General features: G+C 34.4%; 15 protein-coding genes. 14 read left to right on the forward strand and 1 reads right to left on the reverse strand.

The genetic code is table 11. The annotated features are described in order from the left end of the window. Positions 1-53 precede the first annotated feature (53 nt). The 5 genes from APF76_03955 (at position 54) to APF76_03975 (ending at position 8037) form a co-directional block, all read left to right on the forward strand. Complete coding sequence (locus tag APF76_03955) at positions 54-986, forward strand: D-alanine--D-alanine ligase (protein KUO52201.1); 933 nt, start codon at positions 54-56, stop codon at positions 984-986. A gap of 146 nt (positions 987-1132) precedes the next feature. Then, the gene (locus APF76_03960) at positions 1133-1318 is read left to right on the forward strand and encodes a hypothetical protein (protein ID KUO52202.1); all 186 of its coding nucleotides are present in this window, start codon (positions 1133-1135) and stop codon (positions 1316-1318) included. A 235-nt stretch (positions 1319-1553) separates the two neighbouring features. After that, positions 1554-4340: a hypothetical protein gene (locus APF76_03965; GenBank protein KUO52203.1), complete on the forward strand. Its 2787-nt coding sequence runs from the start codon at positions 1554-1556 to the stop codon at positions 4338-4340. 11 nt (positions 4341-4351) lie between these two features. Further along, complete coding sequence (locus tag APF76_03970; GenBank protein ID KUO52204.1) at positions 4352-6625, forward strand: ribonucleotide-diphosphate reductase subunit alpha; 2274 nt, start codon at positions 4352-4354, stop codon at positions 6623-6625. 434 nt (positions 6626-7059) lie between these two features. Further along, on the forward strand, positions 7060-8037 hold the full coding sequence (locus APF76_03975; protein ID KUO52205.1) for a D-glycerate dehydrogenase: 978 nt from the start codon (positions 7060-7062) through the stop codon (positions 8035-8037). 41 nt (positions 8038-8078) lie between these two features. Here APF76_03975 and APF76_03980 read toward each other — a convergent pair whose 3' ends face one another. Continuing rightward, on the reverse strand, positions 8079-9509 hold the full coding sequence (locus APF76_03980) for an FAD-dependent oxidoreductase (protein ID KUO52206.1): 1431 nt from the start codon (positions 9507-9509) through the stop codon (positions 8079-8081). A gap of 363 nt (positions 9510-9872) precedes the next feature. On the opposite strand from APF76_03980, the gene APF76_03985 reads away from it, so the two are divergent. The 9 genes from APF76_03985 (at position 9873) to APF76_04025 (ending at position 19157) form a co-directional block, all read left to right on the forward strand. Next, on the forward strand, positions 9873-11225 hold the full coding sequence (locus tag APF76_03985; GenBank protein KUO52207.1) for a glutamine synthetase: 1353 nt from the start codon (positions 9873-9875) through the stop codon (positions 11223-11225). Between the two features lie 180 nt (positions 11226-11405). Next, positions 11406-11606: a hypothetical protein gene (locus APF76_03990; protein ID KUO52208.1), complete on the forward strand. Its 201-nt coding sequence runs from the start codon at positions 11406-11408 to the stop codon at positions 11604-11606. A gap of 132 nt (positions 11607-11738) precedes the next feature. Then, positions 11739-13061: a hypothetical protein gene (locus APF76_03995; protein KUO52209.1), complete on the forward strand. Its 1323-nt coding sequence runs from the start codon at positions 11739-11741 to the stop codon at positions 13059-13061. Further along, positions 13061-14515: a Fis family transcriptional regulator gene (locus tag APF76_04000; GenBank protein ID KUO52210.1), complete on the forward strand. Its 1455-nt coding sequence runs from the start codon at positions 13061-13063 to the stop codon at positions 14513-14515. The genes APF76_03995 and APF76_04000 overlap by 1 nt, the downstream gene beginning before the upstream one ends. Positions 14516-14784: 269 nt before the next feature. Then, complete coding sequence (locus APF76_04005; GenBank protein ID KUO52211.1) at positions 14785-15978, forward strand: hypothetical protein; 1194 nt, start codon at positions 14785-14787, stop codon at positions 15976-15978. 161 nt (positions 15979-16139) lie between these two features. Further along, entirely contained in the window at positions 16140-16523 is a 384-nt protein-coding gene (locus APF76_04010; protein KUO52212.1) for a hypothetical protein, read from the forward strand. A 23-nt stretch (positions 16524-16546) separates the two neighbouring features. Then, a complete protein-coding gene (locus APF76_04015) occupies positions 16547-16993 on the forward strand; it encodes a Fur family transcriptional regulator (GenBank protein KUO52213.1) in 447 nt (148 codons plus the stop codon). A gap of 60 nt (positions 16994-17053) precedes the next feature. Continuing rightward, positions 17054-17491 carry a hypothetical protein gene (locus tag APF76_04020; GenBank protein KUO52214.1) on the forward strand — a complete coding sequence of 146 codons (438 nt, stop codon included), beginning with the start codon at positions 17054-17056 and terminating at the stop codon, positions 17489-17491. Positions 17492-17807: 316 nt separating this feature from the next. Beyond that, on the forward strand, positions 17808-19157 hold the full coding sequence (locus APF76_04025) for a hypothetical protein (GenBank protein KUO52215.1): 1350 nt from the start codon (positions 17808-17810) through the stop codon (positions 19155-19157). Positions 19158-19311: the final 154 nt, after the last annotated feature.

Here is a 19311-nt window from a genome sequence, read left to right on the forward strand (position 1 = left end):
TTAATCGCTATGAATATATTGAGCCAATAAGATATGGAACCAGGGAGGTTTGTATATTGAAAAAAATTGCTGTTTTATTAGGCGGTAAATCAGCCGAAAGAGAAATATCATTAAAAACCGGTACTGCAGTAGCCAATGCCTTAATCAGGTTGGGTTACAACGTTAAAAGTATTGATACTGGCAATAGTTTTATTGAGAAACTAAAGGAATTTCATCCTGACCTTGTATTTATTGCTTTACATGGTCCTTTTGGAGAAGATGGTACAATGCAAGGCTTGTTAGAAATTTTAGGTTATCCTTATACTGGATGTGGTGTGCTTACCAGCTCCCTTACAATGAACAAAATTTATACTAAAAGACTTTTGAATGATGCAGGAATTCCTACTCCGAAATTTATAGCTGTTCGAGAAAATGAATATTTAAGTAATTCTTTGCAAATACAATCAATGCTCCTTAGTGAGTTCAATTTTCCTATAGTAATAAAAGCCCCAAGTCAGGGTTCAACCATAGGTATTTACTTTGCTAAACAGGAAAAAGATCTCCACGATATGATATTAGATGCATTTTTATTTGAAAAAGAAATACTTATTGAACAGTTTGTTGAGGGCAGAGAAGTCACAGTAGCAATTATGGGAAATGAAGAGATTGAAGTTTTACCGATTATAGAAATTGTATCCCATACTGGTGTCTATGATTTTCAAGCTAAGTATACTAAAGGCCTTAGCGACCATATTATACCAGCACGTCTAAAGGAAAATGTTAGTAAAAAAGTAATAGACTTAGCAGAAAAAACCTATACATATTTAGGTTGTAGGGGATTTGCAAGGGTAGATTTTATCGTTGAAGATGATGCAAAACCTTATGTTTTAGAAATAAACACTATACCTGGTATGACTGAAACAAGCCTTTTTCCAGACGCAGCACATAGCGCTGGGATCTCCTTTGAAGAGTTAATAAATAGGTTTGTTAAATACGGCTTTGAATAACTTCGGCTTTTAAAAATACAATTATATTAATTATTAAACATTGAAATTCAGATGTATTTATTTTATAATAACCATAAGATAATCAAATCTATATAAAAACCTATTCTTTGGGGCCACGAAGTAGTTAAAGGGGAGGAGAACATTTTATGGAGTTTTTTCGTTGTCAGTGCAAAAAGATCATCTGTCAAATCGAAGATGATACTATAGTAATCAAATGTAGACATTGTAAAAGGTATATTCATATTAAAACATATGGAATTAAAGATATTGAGTATAAACTCACCTCTGATACTGACGAAGGTCCAGGATTGGTAGCAAATATTAATAAATAAAATAAATACTTAGCTTAAAACCGGTTAAATACCGGTTTTAATTATTTATATGATACTAATCATCAAAAACCATATATTGGCTTATAATAAAGATATCTGGTATAATTTTCAGAAGCAGGATGTCTTGAGTATTAAATTAATTGTCTTAAAAGGAAAACAACTACTCGAAGTCGAATATTTATAGTTATGCATAAGTCGATGGCATCCTATTCAACTATTAAATGGAGGTTAAATAATGCAATTTATTTTACGTCAGGGATTGCTAATTATACTTGCTATAGTTTTCGCAGTAGGATATTTTTTTAACTTTTCAATGAATCTATACGCAGATATTTTATGGTTTACGGCAATGGAATATGTTTCGGTTTTATATACCATTGTTATCTCAAACATAGGTTTAAGATTCGTCTCGTTTATCTTTTTATTTTTATTTTTCATAATAAACTTGCTCATAACATTGAGAGTCATAAAATTTGAAAAGGTTTTTGTCGAGTATAATGACCAGGATGTAATACCTATTAGAGAGTATTTTTTGAAAAAATTCTTTAATCCTAAAAAATTATTATTGATTTACATACTAATCAGTATATTTTTTGCATTTTTGTTTAGTGCAATAACTGCTAATCAGTGGTTAACAGTACAAGCTTTCCTTAATTTAAATGAATTTGGGATATTAGATCCGGTATTTAATAAAGATATCAGTTTCTATGTTTTCACACTTCCATTCTATAGACTACTATATGCTATACTAGTTTCAGCTGTAGTAGGAAGTGGTATTTTAGTGGGTTTGGCTTACTTTTTATTTACACCACGAAATCAATTTAATCTTAAGTCTAAAAATTTCAAACTCCCTCAGATACATTTGTCAGTTATTGTTGCTCTATTTTTTCTATTAAAGGCTTGGAGTTATAAACTTAGTGCTTTTGAGCTGCTTAATTCTCAAAGAGGTGTTGTATCAGGAGCAGGCTATACAGATATAGTTGCTCAAATACCAGCATTTAATATTCTAGCTATTTTAGCTGTGGTTTTGGCTGTTTTAATAGTCATTAGTATATTCTTAAAAATATATAAAATAATACTGGGATCTGTAGTATTATTAGTAATAGGTTCCATTGTACTGGGATCGGTATTTCCTGTAGCTGTGCAAAGGTTTAGGGTAGAACCCAATGAATTTGTTAGAGAAGCCCCTTATATTGAAAACAGTATCTCCTTTACAAGAAAAGCTTATAATTTAACTGATATTGAGGCAAGAGCGTTTCCAGTTGATCAGGAATTAACGGGGGAATCCATTGAAAATAATAGAAGTACTATCGATAATATCAGGCTATGGGATCCTAGACCATTAAGACAAACTTTTGAACAACTACAAACACTTAGGTTATACTATGATTTTCAAGATGTAGATATTGATCGTTATTGGATTGATGGTGATTATCGTCAGGTTATGCTATCTGCAAGAGAATTAGATCAAAGACAACTCCAACCTCAAGCTCAAACCTGGATTAACCAGAGATTCCGTTATACCCATGGCTATGGAGTTGTAATGTCAGCTGTTAATGAAACTACTACTGAGGGGCTGCCATATTTTCTTATTAAAGACTTCCCACCCCAACCAATATCAACTGACTTAGAATTAAGTGAACCGGCAATCTATTTTGGTGAGTTAACAACAAATAATGTTATTGTAGATTCTAATACAACGGAGTTCCATTATCCATCTGGTGATGAAAATGTGGAAACTAATTATGCTGGTACTGGCGGTGTGCCAATTGATTCATTTTTTAAAAGACTATTTTTTGCTATTTATCATGGGGATTTTAGATTAATTCTTACAAGTGAACTATCAGATAACAGTAAGATTTTATATAACCGTGATATTAATACTATGGTTCAGAAAATAGCTCCATTTTTATTCTTCGATCCAGATCCATATATAGTAATTAGTTCGGGAAAGCTTTACTGGATTAGAGATGCCTATACTACCAGCAATATGTATCCATATTCAGAAAGATATGGAAATGACTTCAATTATATTAGAAATTCAGTAAAAGTTGTTACTGATGCATACAACGGAACTACCCATTTTTATATTAGCGATGAAACCGACCCTATAATAAACGCATATAGTGATATATTCCCTGATTTATTTAAATCCATGGAGGATATGTCACAAGACTTAAAGCAACATATTCGATACCCTGCATATTATTTTGGTGTGCAGTCCAATCTTTTATCACTATATCATATGCAAAACCCTCAAGTATTCTATAACAGAGAAGACGCATGGACCATTCCCCAGGAAATATTCCAAGGTGAAAGTCAACCGATGGAGCCTTATTATACAATAATGCAGCTTCCAGATGAAACTGATCCTGAATATGTTTTAATGCTCCCATTTACTCCATTAAATAGAGCAAATATGGTGTCATGGCTTGCAGCTCGGAGTGATGGTGACAATTATGGTACGCTTATGTTATATCAGTTTACTAAGGAAGAACATCTTTTTGGCCCTATGCAGATTGAAGGTAGAATTGATCAGGATTCTGAGATATCCGAACAGTTAACCCTGTGGGATCAAAGAGGATCACAGGTTTTGAGAGGTAATCTTTTGGTAATCCCCATCGAAAACTCCATACTTTATGTAGAACCCATATTTCTTCAAGCTGAACAAAGCAAGATCCCGGAGTTAAGAAGAGTTATAGTAGCTTATGGAGACCAGATTGTAATGGAGGAAACATTAGAACTATCTCTTCAAGCCATATTTGGAGAACGCATTCCCATAGATGTTGAAGATGTTGGAGATGTTGGAGATGTTGGAGATGTTGAAGATGAAAATACTGATGAACAAATAATTGTCGGGGAAACAGCCAGTCAATTAATAAGTAGGGCAAATCAATTATTCAATGAAGCTATCGAAAGACAGAAAGCTGGAGATTGGAATGGCTACGGCAATGCATTAGAGGAACTTGAAGATGTTTTAAACAGACTTTCAAACATAAATGAAAATGAAAACCAGGATTAGGGGGAATATCCATGAACTTAACAGAGAATGCAGTTAAAATTTTGGAAAAAAGATATTTAATCAAAAAGGATGGTATACCAGTAGAAAAACCTGAAGACATGTTCCGAAGGGTAGCTAACTTTGTCGCAGGTATTGAGATTAATTTTAATCCTAAACTTTCAAAAAGTAAGATTAAAGCCATTGAAGATAAATTTTATTCTCTTATGACAGAACTTGACTTTATGCCTAACAGTCCAACCTTAATGAATGCAGGAAGAGATTTAGGGCAGTTATCTGCTTGCTTTGTATTACCTATAGAGGATAGCATGGAAGGAATTTTCACAGCTGTTAAAGATGCAGCTTTGATTCACAAAAGTGGTGGAGGTACTGGCTTTTCTTTTTCAAGAATCAGACCCAAAAATAGTCCTGTAAATACAACTGGTGGAGTCGCATCAGGGCCTATATCATTTATGAAGGTTTTTAATTCCGCTACAGAAGCAATAAAACAGGGTGGAACTCGCAGGGGAGCCAATATGGGTATATTAAGTGTTGATCACCCTGATATCATGGAGTTTATTACATGTAAACAAAATAATAATGACTTGACTAATTTTAATATTTCCGTTGGTATTACCAAGGAATTTATGGATGCCCTCGATAGTGATGACTATTATGACCTTAAATTTAAAGGAACCGTCTATGACAGATATAAGGCTAAGAAAGTTTTTGATTTAATAGTTGAAAAAGCTTGGTCCAATGGTGAACCAGGAATTGTATTTTTGGATAGACTAAATGCAGATAATCCTACACCACAGCTTGGTAGTATAGAAGCTACTAATCCTTGTGGAGAACAGCCCTTACTTGGTTATGAGGCGTGCAATTTAGGATCTATTAATTTAGAAAATATGTATGAGAATGATAGTATTAACTGGGACAAGCTAGAAGATACTGTTATCTGGTCAATGCGATTTTTAGATAATGTAATTGAAGCAAATAAGTTCCCCTTGGAAAAAATTCAAGACATGGTCCAAGGTAATAGAAAAGTTGGGCTAGGAGTCATGGGATGGTCTAATTTACTTTTTAAGCTTCGAATACCATATAACTCTACAGAAGCCATTGCATTGGCTGAAAAGGTTATGGCTTTTATAAATAGTAAAGCCCACGAAACATCTGCTTCGTTAGCTGAAGAAAGGGGAAATTTCCCCAATATAAATCAAAGTATCTTTATTGGTAAACCAGTGAGAAATGCTACCTGTACTACTATTGCTCCTACAGGAACCATTAGTATGATATCAGGAACTTCCTCGGGAATAGAACCTTCCTTTTCAATAGCATATACTAAGAATGTCTTGGATGGCGCTAACTTAGTTGAAGTTAATCCCATTTTCGAAGAATATGTTACTAGTAATTACTCACCTGACGAGGCTAAGGTAATTATAGAAAAGACTGCTATTGCTGGTAGTGTAGAAGAGATTACTGAGCTCCCAGAAACCATTCGTAATGTATTTATTACTGCTCTAGAAATTGAACCTGAATGGCATTTAAAAATGCAGGCAGCCTTTCAAAAGTACTGTGATAATGCTGTATCTAAAACAGTTAATTTCCCAAATTATGCGACTAAAGAAGATGTAATGAGGGCTTATATGCTGGCCTATACACTAGAGTGTAAAGGCGTTACTGTATACAGAACAGGTAGTAGAGAAGAAGAAGTATTAATTAAGGGTAGCAAAGGAAAATTAGAACCATCTATGAACATAGACAAGCTATATCCGCGACCAAGACCCAAAAGGACAGTCGGTATTACAGAACAGGTTAGTACTGGTTGTGGTAGAATGTATATTACCGTTAATTATGACCAGGAAGGCCTGATAGAAACATTTATTACTACTGGTTCATCGGGTGGTTGTAGTGGCTTTACCGAAGGTGTAAGTCGATTAATATCCCTTGCTTTAAGGGCAAATATATCACCTGATGCAATAATAGATCAACTCACATCAGTAAGCTGTCCTACATTCCTTAGGAGAAGAGCTAATAACGACGCACTAGTTGGTAAATCATGCCCAGATATTATTGGTAGAATACTGACACAAGAACTACAATTTGTAAAGGATAATAAGAATGTTAAAAGTATCTTTAATAATACAGTCTCCGAGTTAAGTGCTACTTCTGAAGAATTGCCAACCAAATATGAAACCATGTCAGAGGACGAGTTAATATCTTTAGCTATTTGCCCTGATTGTAAAGAAAAGTTAACATTTGCTGAAGGATGTCTAAAATGCGATTGTGGCTTTAGCAAGTGCGGCTAAAACAAAACTTGGCTTCCGCCAAGTCCATAGACGCAGGCGGAAGCCTTAGTCTTTGTAAATACTATCTACCTTGTTTGAACTTATACATTCTGATAGTATAAGATAAACACCTGGGAATTTTCCAGGTGTTTTCTAAAATCAATAGTATCATTATCTGCACTATGTACAGACTATTAAAAACGCCGTAAAGAGGTGCAAATAATGGATTGGTTCCTAATTTGGCTATTTTCGGAATACGGGATACTGGTGTTTGGAATTGGGTTAGCTACAGTTATGATGTTTATTCTTCTCCAATTTAAAAGGAAAGTAGATTGAGGCATCATTTTCTCCTGAGATAGCTACGGCAAAAAGAATACACCTGTCCAGATCAATAAAAGATGTGATAAAAACTTGGTCAGATTATTTACTACACAGTATATAAAAGGGGGATAAATATGTCCAAATGGAACGTGTATGTGACAAGATTGCTTCCAAAACCTGCCATGGATTTATTGAAAGAAAATTGTAATGTAGAAGTTAATCCAGAAGACAGGGTATTGACAAGGCAAGAGCTTTTACAAAACGTTAGAGGAACGGATGCTATTATTTCCTTATTAACTGACATAATAGATAGTGAAGTAATGGATGCAGCTAAAGGTGTAAAGATTATCGCTAACTATGCAGTAGGATTTAATAACATTAATATTAAATCTGCAACTGCAAGAGGAATTTATATTACTAATACACCCGAAGTCTTAACAGATGCAACTGCAGAGCTAGCGTGGGCCATACTACTTTGTACTGCAAGAAGAGTAGTAGAAGCAGATAATTACTTAAGGGGTGGGAAGTTTAAAGGATGGGGACCACAGCTTTTATTAGGCCATAGCGTCAAGGGTAAGACATTAGGCATCATAGGGGCTGGAAGAATAGGTCAAGTATTTGCAAAAATGTCAAAGGGGTTTGAAATGAAAATACTATACTATGATAATAAACCTAATCTAGAATTTGAAAAAGAAACTGCCGCGACTTTTGTTAACCTTGATCAGTTACTTGCCAATTCTGATTATGTTTCATTACACGTACCTTTAACCTCAAGCACTCAACATCTTATTGGTTCAAGAGAATTAAAAATCATGAAGAATACTGCTATTTTAATTAATACTTCTCGGGGTCCTGTTGTTGACGAAAAAGCTCTTGTTGAAGCATTGATTAATAACGAAATCTGGGGAGCGGGTCTTGATGTTTTTGAAAATGAGCCTGCGCTTGCACCAGGTCTTGCTGATTTAAATAATGTAGTAATTCTTCCTCATGTAGCAAGTGCAACCTTTGAAGCTCGAACCAATATGGGATTAGTTGCTGTCAAAAATATACTGGCAGTAATGGAAAACAAAAAACCTCCTAACTGCCTAAATCCAGAAGTATTTCAAAAATAACGAAAAACCTCTTTTAAATAAAGAGGTTTTTCGCATTTAAGCTATCTGTTTTTTACAATATCTCTTGCTATTGCTATTCCACAAGCACCTGCTTGAGCTAGACCCCTTGTTAAACCTGCACCGTCTCCTCCAGCATATAATCCTGCAATTTCTGTCTCAAAGCTATTAGTTAATTTAGGTCGTGAAGAGTAAAACTTTGCTTCAACTCCATAAAGCAATGTATGTTCAGATGCAATTCCTGGTGTAACATTATCTAAAGCCTGTATCATCTCAATAATACTTTTCATCGTATTATAAGGAAGAACCAAGCTTAAATTGCCTGCTGCAGCTTCTTTTAGAGTAGGCTCTACAAAACCTTCTTTAATTCGTTTTTCAGTAGAGCGTCTGCCCTTAATAACATCTCCAAAACTCTGTAATAGAACACTACCACCAGACAAATCATTAGCAAGTTTGGAAATTGCTTTGGCGTACTCTGTTGGTTTATTAAATGGATATGAAAATTTGTGTGATACCAGTAAAGCAAAATTAGTGTTATTGCTTCCAAGATTCTTGGCCTTATATGCGTGACCATTTGCAAGCATAATCCCACTATGGTTTTCAATAACTACATGACCTGAAGGATTGCTACAAAAACTCCTTACAGTTGTTCCAACAGAAGTTCTGAATATAAATTTACCTTCATAAAGATTTTCGTTTATTTCTTCCATAATAGTATCTAAAGTTTCTACTCTTACACCAACATCAACCTGATTACTACTCATTTCAAGATCATGTGATTGTAAAACTTTAGTTAACCACTGTGAGCCATCTCTTCCAGGAACAACAACCACCTTATCCGCAAATAATTCTTCATTGGATGAAGTACGAACCCCTTCAACTGACAACAGACCATCGTTATTATTGATTATTAGATCCGTAATTTCATTTTGAAACATCATATCTACTTTAGTTTTAAGATACTCATAAATGCTTTTTAGAATCTGCAAATTTTGCTCTGTACCAAGATGCTTAACTTCAGCTCTTAATAGCTTTAATCCTGTAGCTAAACCTCTTTTCTCAATATTCTTTACAGCTTGTGTTGTTGGGTCTGATGCTATTGCGGTAGCCCCATGTTTAATATTTATATTATCCACATATTTTATCAGATCCAACACTTCTGAAGATAACATATATTCTGTCATCCAGCCACCAAACTCTGTTGTAATATTAAATTTCCCATCTGAATATGCACCTGCACCACCAAAACCATTAGTAATTGAACAAGCAGGTAGACATCCTGTAAAAACCTTATTCTTATTAGGTGGTGGGCATTTGGTAATTTTTTTTTGGAGGATAGGACAACTACGTTTATATATATCATGACCTTTGTCTATTAAAAGTACTTTTAAATCTGGCTTTTTTTCTACCAATTCATAACACGTAAAAATACCGGCAGGTCCTGCTCCAACAACTATAACATCAAATTTTTTCATAGCGCAACCTCCTTCAATTATAAAAATACCCAAACAATGCAACTATACAGGAATATACCTAGAAATGCAATAACAAATATTTCCTTAACGACCTCTTTAGCTAACCATTAACTAGGCATCTTTTTAACCCCGTTGTATTCATATAGTCTTGTAGAGAGTATTTAAGAGTATATGCTAATGAACTAGCAATAGTTTGTATGTGGGGGAGGTATACTTTCTGAAGTATCTGTTAGGCCTAATTAGTACACCTCTATATCGCTCAGTAGATTAGACCTAGTAAACAAAGAATGATAGTATATTAAGGTAAATAGCTTGCCTGTTGTTTTCAAATAGGTAGCTTTTCTTTTATTATAACGCAAATTCATGAGGAGGATTACTATTAATTCCACGGAGGTAGAAAAGCAACAAGTAATTAAGAAGATTGAGGAAAATGGAATAGAATTTATTAGATTACAATTTGTTGATATTTTTGGAATATTAAAGAGTGTCAATATAACACCTGATGAATTAGAAAATGCTTTTGAAGGTAATTTAATGTTTGACGGATCATCTATAGATGGTTTTGCCAGAGTCAATGAATCAGATCAATGTCTAATACCAGATCCAGATACATTCCAAGTAATGCCCTGGAGACCCAAGGAAATGGGTGTAGCTCGCATGATATGCGATGTTCATACCCCTGACGGTGAACCTTTTGAAGGATGCCCAAGAAATACTTTAAAAAGAGCATTAAATGAAGTCAAAGAATTAGGACTAGAATTGAATGTAGGACCTGAAGGAGAGTTTTTCTTATTTCATACTGATGAAAATGGTTCTCCTGTTTTTCACATTCATGATCATGCAGGTTATTTTGATCTAGCTCCTGTAGATAGGGGTGAAGATGCGAGACGAGATATAGTTCTAACTATGAAAAAAATGGGTTTTAGAATTGAAGCTTCTCATCACGAAGTTGCACCTGGTCAACATGAAATCGACTTTAAATATGATGAAGCATTAAAAACTGCTGATAAATGGGTTACATTTAAAGATGTAGTAAAAAATATTGCTAAACAGCACAATTTATACGCTACGTTTATGCCTAAACCTTTTTTTAATGAGAATGGATCAGCGATGCATTGCAACCAGTCCTTATTTAAAAATGGAGAAAATATTTTTTATGATAGTACTACAGAAAGCGGATTAAGTAAAATGGCTCATTATTATATAGGTGGCATCTTAAGGCATGCTAACGGTATGACAGCTATTGGTAACCCAATAGTAAACAGCTATAAGCGGTTAAAACCTGGGTATGAAGCACCTATCCAAATCGGTTGGTCAAAATCTAACAGAAGTACATTAATCAGAGTTCCAGCTAGCCGAAAATCAGCGACTAGGGTAGAATTAAGGTCTCCGGATCCAACAGCAAATCCATATCTAATGTTTGCTGTCATGTTAAAAGCAGGTCTTGATGGAATTAAAAACAAAATCGAACCTCCTGCTTCTATAGAAGAGGATTTATATAATTTATCTCCTAAAAAGAGAGCCCAGCTTGATTTACAACATCTACCTAGAGACTTATATGCTGCTTTAAGGTCTATGGAGGCTGACCCTCTTATAAAAAAATCACTTGGTTGTCATATTTATGATCGTTTTTTGGAAGCTAAGTATAAAGAATGGTCGGATTATACAGATCAAGTTCATGATTGGGAAATCAAAAAATATTTAGGTAACTACTAATAATAAAGGTTTAGAAATACGACAACTCCCAAAATGAGGGGTTGTCGTATTTCTATAGTATTACCTTATCTATCAATGTATAAAGAAAATACTAGTATTAACTATTTATTACTTCGTTGAACATCATAATTTTTTGTTATAATAGATATGATGTAAATTATGGCAAGGAGGTTTTAAATATTGTACCTTTATACTGCTATTATTAATTACTTTGACAAAAACAAAGCTGAAAGGACCATAAGAAAAACTGTCCAAGCTAAAAACATGAAAGATGCGAAAAAGAAGTTAAGGCAGCTAGGAACAATAAAAAGCCTAACTTTTGAGAAGACACCTGATTTAGCTATAGATAATCAATTACAATTTTTTGAGGAAGATATATAATCAATTTTTAAAATATTATAAAACACAGAAAAAAAGCACTACAAAACAGAATTACAATAAATCCAAGAATATATTTAGTTTTGAATATAGTATATTAAGTTCATTGAATAACAAAGGCCTGGAGGAATAGTAATGAGATGGACTATAAGTCAAAAAATGATTATTGGTTTAATTATAGTGGTATTATCTATGGCCACCCTTTTAACAATCGCTAGTTACACCACAACAAAAAATAATTTAATTAGTAGTGCCCAGCAAAAACTAATTTCTGATATCCAACTAGGTTACAGTTATTTAGATATAAAAATTCCTGGCGATTGGAGCTTAAGAGATGGCTATCTTTATAAAGGTTCCGTTATGATGAATGGTAATTATGAAATTGTAGATGAAATTGGGGATTTAACAGGTGGTAATACTGTAACTATATTTCAGCTTGATACTAGAGTTGCAACAAATGTTCGAACCGAGGATGGCGAAAGAGCTATTAATACAAAAGTTTCAGATCACGTGGCAGAAATAGTACTTAAGAAAAATGAACGCTTTGTCGGAAGAGCTAATGTTGTAGGAAGTTGGAACCAAACTGGATATGATCCAATCCATAATGCTGAAGGTGAAATTATTGGAATTTGGTACACAGGCGTGCCTGAAGACCCATATATTGACCTGTCCATGCAAGCAGCTTTACAGGCTGTAGCAATTGCTGCACTAGCTGTTATTATTGTTATCCTTATTGGTTACATATTCTTAAAGAATATAATTATTAAACCATTATCCATGCTCCATGAAATAAATCAGCCCCTAAACTCTTTAAAAGTAACTGTAGATGGTATGCTCTATTTTTACAAAAAGGGTAATACTCCCGATCCAGTTAAAACAATGGATAATTTAGAAAAAGTGTCTATTCAGGCTAGGCGAATTGAGTATATTATAAAAAATATGCGCCAATTTATTAAAGATGAGTATCCTGGTAAACTAGTTCCTTGTGATTTAAACCTGGCAGTTGAGGGGGCATTAAGCCTTGTAGGTAGGCAAATCTCTACACATGGTATTGAGATTAAAAAGTCACTTGAAGAAAATTTGCCTCCCATCCAAGGGGATCAGGTGCGTCTGGAAGAAATAATAATGAATCTCCTTATTAATTCACTTCAAGCTTTAGAGACAGCTGATAGAGACCGAATGACTATTACTTGTAAAACCTGGTCAGCAAACAAAGTGTTCCTGGAAATAAGCGATAATGGGCCTGGAATCAAGGAAGAATATCGCAGTAAGATTTTTGATCCTTTTTTTACAACCAAAAAACAAAAGGGTAATATGGGACTAGGTTTATCTATTGTCTACTCTATTACAGCTTCTCTAGGTGGAAAAATATATCTCATGGAGAATCAAGAGGGCGGAGCCACCTTTAGAGTTGAGTTTTTGATTTCTAAAGGCTTAAATGGAAGGGTGAGAGACTAGTGAATATTTTGCTTGTTGATGATGATAGACACGGTAGGAGTTCCGTTGCTGATTTTTTAAATCAGCTTGGACATCACGTGGTAGAGTGTGATGATGGCAGAGAGGCTCTTGAAATATATAAAAGCGGGGAATTCCCCATGGTCTTAACAGATATTAAAATGCCGCATCTGTCAGGGGTAGAATTATTAAAAGCTATTTCCAAACTTCCTAAATACTCAGAAACAGATGTAGTAATATATACTGGTCATGGTGAACTAGAGACAGCTATCAGCGCTCTAAGGTCAGGTGCCTACGATTATTTACTTAAGCCTCTAAACGTTGAGGAACTCGCTGTTCTTACAGAAAGAATTGCGGAACACCAAGCTCTGCGCAGAGAAAATAAAAAGCTTACAGAACACTTTGATAGTGAGTTAGAGACTGCAACTAAGGAATCTAGAGAAGAAACTCAACGGCTTAGGAAATTGATGGCAAAATATACCGGTCTAGACTCAATAGGGATTTTTTCAGATCAAATGAAGCTGATAGTCCGTCAAACTCAAATGTATCATGTAGATCGTTCTATTCCAGTAATTATTCAAGGAGAGACTGGAACTGGCAAAGAGGTTATAGCTCGCCTCATCCACTTTGGTGAAACTGGAACAGCAACAAATTTTGTAGATATCAACTGTGCTGCTTTAACACCAAGTCTTTTTGAAAGCGAATTATTTGGTTATGAGGCAGGGTCTTATACAGGAGGATTGTCTAAGGGACAACAAGGTAAGATTGATATAGCCAAAGGCGGAACACTTTTTTTAGATGAGATTACTGAAATCCCTTTAGAACTTCAAGGAAAACTCTTAAGAGTAATTCAGGAAAAGGAATTTTATCGAGTAGGTGGCTTAAAAAAAATTCAAACAGATGTGAGATTAATCTGTGCCACCAATTCTAATCTTGAAAAACAGGTAACAGATGGTAAATTTCGTAAGGACTTATATTACCGACTTAAAGTAGGCCATATCATCATTCCACCATTGCGAGAAAGAATGGATGATATCATTAAATTAGCTCAAATGTTTTTGGAGCAATTTTCAAAACAAAAAAAGAAGAATTTCAGGAGTATTAGCAAAAACGCTCAACAAGAACTCTTAACTTATTCCTGGCCAGGGAACGTTCGAGAGCTAAAAAATATTATAGAATGGGCAGTTTTTATGTATGATGATATTGAGATTAAACCTCATCATTTAAAGCTTATTAAAAATAATCAAAAATCAGTCGAGACTTATCAAACAAATAATGCTGATAACTTTTCGTTGCCTACAAAGTCTTTTCCCCTTAATCAATTTGTAGATGAAGTGATTGAGGAAGCTCTAGAGAAACATCAAGGTAACAAAGCTAAAACAGCACGTTACCTTGGTATTTCTCGTAGGTCTTTATACAGTCATTTAGAGCGAATGGCAAAACATGAGCGTGAATAAGACATAATGTACCTTAAAGCACAACTGTTCACTAAATATGTACCTATTTGCACACATCTTTTAAAAAGGATGTGTTTTTTTATTCTTTTTGGAGGAGTTCCAATATCTTATTTCCATTTTAAAGCCTTAAAGCGTAAGTGTTATGTTCAACGATATTAAGAATAAGTGTAAAATAATCCATTTCTAATGATCTGGCACGGCTTTTGCTTATGTAGATAAGTAAGATCAATGGTAATGATTTATAAAAAATATGAAGGGAGAGGTGCATCATGACAGTTAGTTATAAGGATTTTGTGGTGGTTTGTGGGAAATGTGGAGAAGTTACATGGCTTAGTGAGAAAGGTTGTAGCAAGTGTGGAGTCCAGGGGCATCTGATTTCCTTAGATAAAGCTATTAAGGAGACAGGTAAGGTAAGTAAGACAGTTAGTGTTGCAGGAGGAATAATTGCGTTAGTTGGTTTACTAACCATTCCTTTCTTTGGAATTATGCCAGGACTTATAATATACGGAGTGTCATCAAATATTACAGCCAAAGCTAGGAAAACCAAAGAAATCTCACTAAAAGAAAAATCTGAACAAATGTTTAGAAATCTGGAAGTATCTGATGTTTCCCTTGGAATAGAATCAGCTGTAGAAGGTACTATATGTTTAGAAGAAAGCAATTCTGCACAAACACTTAGCTATTTCAAGAGTGCTAGAGAAAAGGGTTATTCTACACAAGTAACAGGTTTAAATATAGCTAGTGAGTATTACAAAATGGGTGAGTATTCTAAGGCTATATCACTATTAGAAAAATTAAATTTGAACTCAAAAGAATTAATTGGAGCATCTGATCTTTTAGCTAAGGCTTACCTAGATAGCGGCCAATTAAACTATGAAAGAATTTCTTTTATCTTAGATGTCAAAGGAAATTCCACGAAGGATACACACGATTATATTGTTTTGTCTCTTGCAGACTACATTTGTAAAGGTGACAAAAATTTGTCGAAAAATCTGGACAAAGCCGACATACTCAGAGAAGCTATTTCTATAGCCCCACACAATATCCAATATATTGAAACTGCTGCACAAATAATGATGGAATTAGGGCTTATAAAATCAGTTGTGGAATATTGCAATAAAATAAATGTTTACGCTTTGTCTGAGCATACTACTGTTATATATGCAGAGGCACTATGCATGACCGATAACCTAAGTGAAAGTGCAATTCCTGTTTACAAAAAGGCACTTACAATCAATGATAATGAAACCATTCTGATTAAATTATGTGAGGCCCTTTTGAACAATGGTAAGTATCACGAAACCATAGATATCTGCAAGAGTGCTTTAAATAGAGAGCATTATAATCTTAATTTGCGGCAAATACTGGCTTTAGCATATATGAGAACAGGGCAGCTAGAACAAGCAATTTCACAGCTGCAAACCATCCGAAAAAAGGACGATTTTCAATCATTGTGTAGTTAAATACACATATTAATACTCACATGGTCAGGCATTATTGTCTGACCTCTTTTTTTAAAGACGTTATTGACATATGTTCAAAAAGGTATATAATAAAAACTGAAAAAGCATATGTCGATAACCATTCCCTGTTATTTATCTTATAAATATGAGGTGAATCAATCATGCCAAGACCTAGAAAATGGAGAAAAGTATGTTGCCTGCCAGATAGTAACTTGTTTGGCCCACTCAATGCAACAGATTTAGATACTGAAATAATTATAATGACAGTTGAGGAATATGAAACCATTCGTCTTATAGATTTAGAGGGGATGAAGCAAGAGGAATGCGCTGATCAAATGAATGTCGCTCGCACAACTGTCCAGAGGATATACAACGAAGCTCGTATAAAGCTTGCAGATTCTTTAGTTAATGGTAATATTTTGAAGATAGAGGGTGGCGATTACAAGCTTTGCGACAAAAGAGAGCAAATCTATGGATGTGGTAGATGCCGCAGACATAGGTTTGAACAGAATTGTCCAGAGGACAAAAGCTCAAAATGTGATTAGCTATAAAAAGTATAAAGGAGTAAATTATAGTGAAAAAATCTTTAGAAGTAATTTATCAAAAACTACAAGAAAAAGACTATAAACTTACCCCACAACGGAAAACCATTTTAAAGGTATTTTTGGATAATGAACAAAAGCATCTTAGTGCTGAAGACATTTATCAAATTGTTAAAAATCAGTATCCAGAAATAGGCCTTGCTACAGTTTACAGAACCCTAGATTTACTAGCAGATATTGAAGTATTACAAAAAATGAATTTTGATGATGGTAAGTCTCGCTATGAGTTATCAAGTCATGATAAGCATCATCATCACCACTTAATCTGCTTAAAATGTAGCAAAATAATAGAATTTAATGATGATTTGCTTGATGTGTTGGAAAAGGCAATCTATGAAAAAAAGAGCTTTACTGTCATCAATCATGAATTAAAGTTTTTTGGTTATTGTTCAGAATGTCATTCCGAAAAATAAATATTACGTTATTGCTATTGCGGGCATTGATTGGACTATTATTAGAAAGGCGTGGTATCAATGATTAAAGGAATTATATATGCCATCTCTGTTAGCCCAGAGAGAGGACAACTTAAAAAAGAAGTGTCTGAAGCTAATATAATAGAAGATTATGGAATTGAAAAAGATGGACACGCAGGGAAGTGGGGACGCCAGGTTACTTGTCTTAATTGGGAAAGTGTTCAAATGGCCAATAAAGAGCATAAATTGAATGCCGGACCCGGTGATTTTGCAGAAAATATTCTAATTGCTGGCCTGGATTTATCGCGCTTGACTGTTGGAAGCAAAATCAGATTGGCTATAGATGCAGTATTACAGGTAACTCAAATTGGTAAAGAGGATCATCCTAGTATTGTTAGCAAAACATTTGGAGTAAGCCTTTTACCAAGCAAAGGTCTGTTTTGTAAAGTTATTAAAGGTGGTAAAATAAAAAAAGGGGATTCTGTAGAACTAATATGACCTTAAAACTTCCCACTATTTGAAAAAATGATATCACAACCGCCGATTAAGGTTTGTGCGTCTTGATCAGCGGTTATTTACTGTTTTGGAGCAAAAATCCTTGAAAGACTACCAATAATATTAGCAGGAATATTATATAGGAAGCAAATATGTATGTAAAGATGGTCCAGTATTTGGTATGGCCGAATTAGAAGAATTACCGGCAGAATATTAGTTTTATGGTAAAACTAAATCTAAACCTTGCTTTTTTAGGATATATGTGTATAGACTTATATTAATGTACTAAATATATTATACACGAGGGGGTAAGAATCTAATGGTTTCTATACAAGCCACGGGTATGGAACAAATTATTGGTAGCCTGGAACCACCTAATGTATCAAGTGGTTTAATACAAACAGCAGGTGAACATTTAGGTCTTGGTAGTGATATCATAACAGAATTGATTAAACCGCAAAACATTTACATATTCCGATTGCCCGTAGAAGTCTTTGGAAAAATTATTAATGTTTGGGGTTGTATAGTTCTTCACAACAATGCACGCGGTCCTTACAAGGGTGGTATTAGATTGGCTAATGATGTTGACGTTTGGGAAACAACAGAGTTAGCTAGACTTATGACTTTAAAAACTGCTGTGACAGGTATTGAGTTTGGTGGTGGAAAAACTGGGATACGAGTTGATATGCAAGATTTTTATAACTTATTTGCTATAAAAACTAGGAGTTTAGATTTTGAGAAGGTAATAAAAAGGGCAATTTTTAAGGAATACGGAAGTAAGTTTCGAGCAATGTTAACTAGCCATACTTATATTCCTGCACCAGATATGGGTTCAAGTGGAGAACAGATGACAGAAATATATAATGCTACAGATGACCCTGCTTCAGTAACTGGGAAACCCGAAGGAGTACATGGTTGGTTATCTGGCAGAAAAGAGAGTACCGGTTATGGTGTAGCAGTTTCCACAATTGAAACCTTAAAACATTTAGGCATAGAACCATCAAAAGCTAAAATAGCTATTCAAGGTTTTGGTAACGTGGGTTCTTATACTGCTTATTACCTAGCTGAACAAGGTGTTACTATTGTAGGTGCTAGTGATATTAATGGCGGTGTATATTCTAAAGGTGGCTTTGATATTGAAAAAATGATGAATTATGCTGAAAAAAAAGGCACTATAGTAGGGTTTTCAGAAGAAGTCATTGACAATGATCAATTATTTAGTTTAGAGGTAGATGCTCTTTTACCTTGTGCAGCAGGCCATGTACTAAATGAAAGAACATCCAAGCTTGTGCGAGCTAAAGCTGTAGTTTCCGGAGCTAATATGCCTATTACTCCAGATGGCATGAATATTCTAGAAGACAAAAAGATATTTGTTTTTCCAGATATAGTAGCAAATTCTGGTGGCGTTATTGCTTCTAATATGGAATACTCTGGCTCCTTAAGTGCACAACAAAGGAAGAAAGAAACAGTTTTTAATTTTGTTGATTTCATAATTAAGGATACTTTTGTCGATATCCTTGATATAAGCAATAAGGAAAAAATCAATTTAACGGAAGCTGCAATTTTGTTGGCTGTTAAACGTATAATTGATTCTATGAGACTAAGAGGCTCTTTAAGCACAACTAGCTGTGATTTTAATGGCCTATCAAACGGGAAGCATCAACGCTAATTAATGAATTTATAGAATAAAATGTGTACTGAAAGCCTGTATCAGCAAGATAGATACAGGCTTATTTATATTTACTTAGCAAAAATTTTCACCATAGAAGAAAATTGACAAGAAAGCATGTATTACCTATGATAGATATAATGCATAATCAAAA

The sequence above is a fragment of the Desulfitibacter sp. BRH_c19 genome (genome assembly GCA_001515945.1).
In the GTDB taxonomy this organism is placed as follows: Bacteria; Bacillota; DSM-16504; order Desulfitibacterales; family Desulfitibacteraceae; genus Desulfitibacter.

Bases quoted from the DNA above. Each gene is read 5' to 3' on its own strand.
- APF76_03970 (KUO52204.1), top strand. From the start codon at position 4,352: ATGAACTTAACAGAGAATGCAGTTAAAATTTTGGAAAAAAGATATTTA.
- APF76_03975 (KUO52205.1), top strand. From the start codon at position 7,060: ATGTCCAAATGGAACGTGTATGTGACAAGATTGCTTCCAAAACCTGCC.
- APF76_03985 (KUO52207.1), top strand. From the start codon at position 9,873: ATGAGGAGGATTACTATTAATTCCACGGAGGTAGAAAAGCAACAAGTA.
- APF76_03995 (KUO52209.1), top strand. From the start codon at position 11,739: ATGAGATGGACTATAAGTCAAAAAATGATTATTGGTTTAATTATAGTG.
- APF76_03980 (KUO52206.1), bottom strand. From the start codon at position 9,509: ATGAAAAAATTTGATGTTATAGTTGTTGGAGCAGGACCTGCCGGTATT.
- APF76_04020 (KUO52214.1), top strand. From the start codon at position 17,054: ATGATTAAAGGAATTATATATGCCATCTCTGTTAGCCCAGAGAGAGGA.
- APF76_04010 (KUO52212.1), top strand. From the start codon at position 16,140: ATGCCAAGACCTAGAAAATGGAGAAAAGTATGTTGCCTGCCAGATAGT.
- APF76_04025 (KUO52215.1), top strand. From the start codon at position 17,808: ATGGTTTCTATACAAGCCACGGGTATGGAACAAATTATTGGTAGCCTG.
- APF76_03960 (KUO52202.1), top strand. From the start codon at position 1,133: ATGGAGTTTTTTCGTTGTCAGTGCAAAAAGATCATCTGTCAAATCGAA.
- APF76_04005 (KUO52211.1), top strand. From the start codon at position 14,785: ATGACAGTTAGTTATAAGGATTTTGTGGTGGTTTGTGGGAAATGTGGA.
- APF76_03965 (KUO52203.1), top strand. From the start codon at position 1,554: ATGCAATTTATTTTACGTCAGGGATTGCTAATTATACTTGCTATAGTT.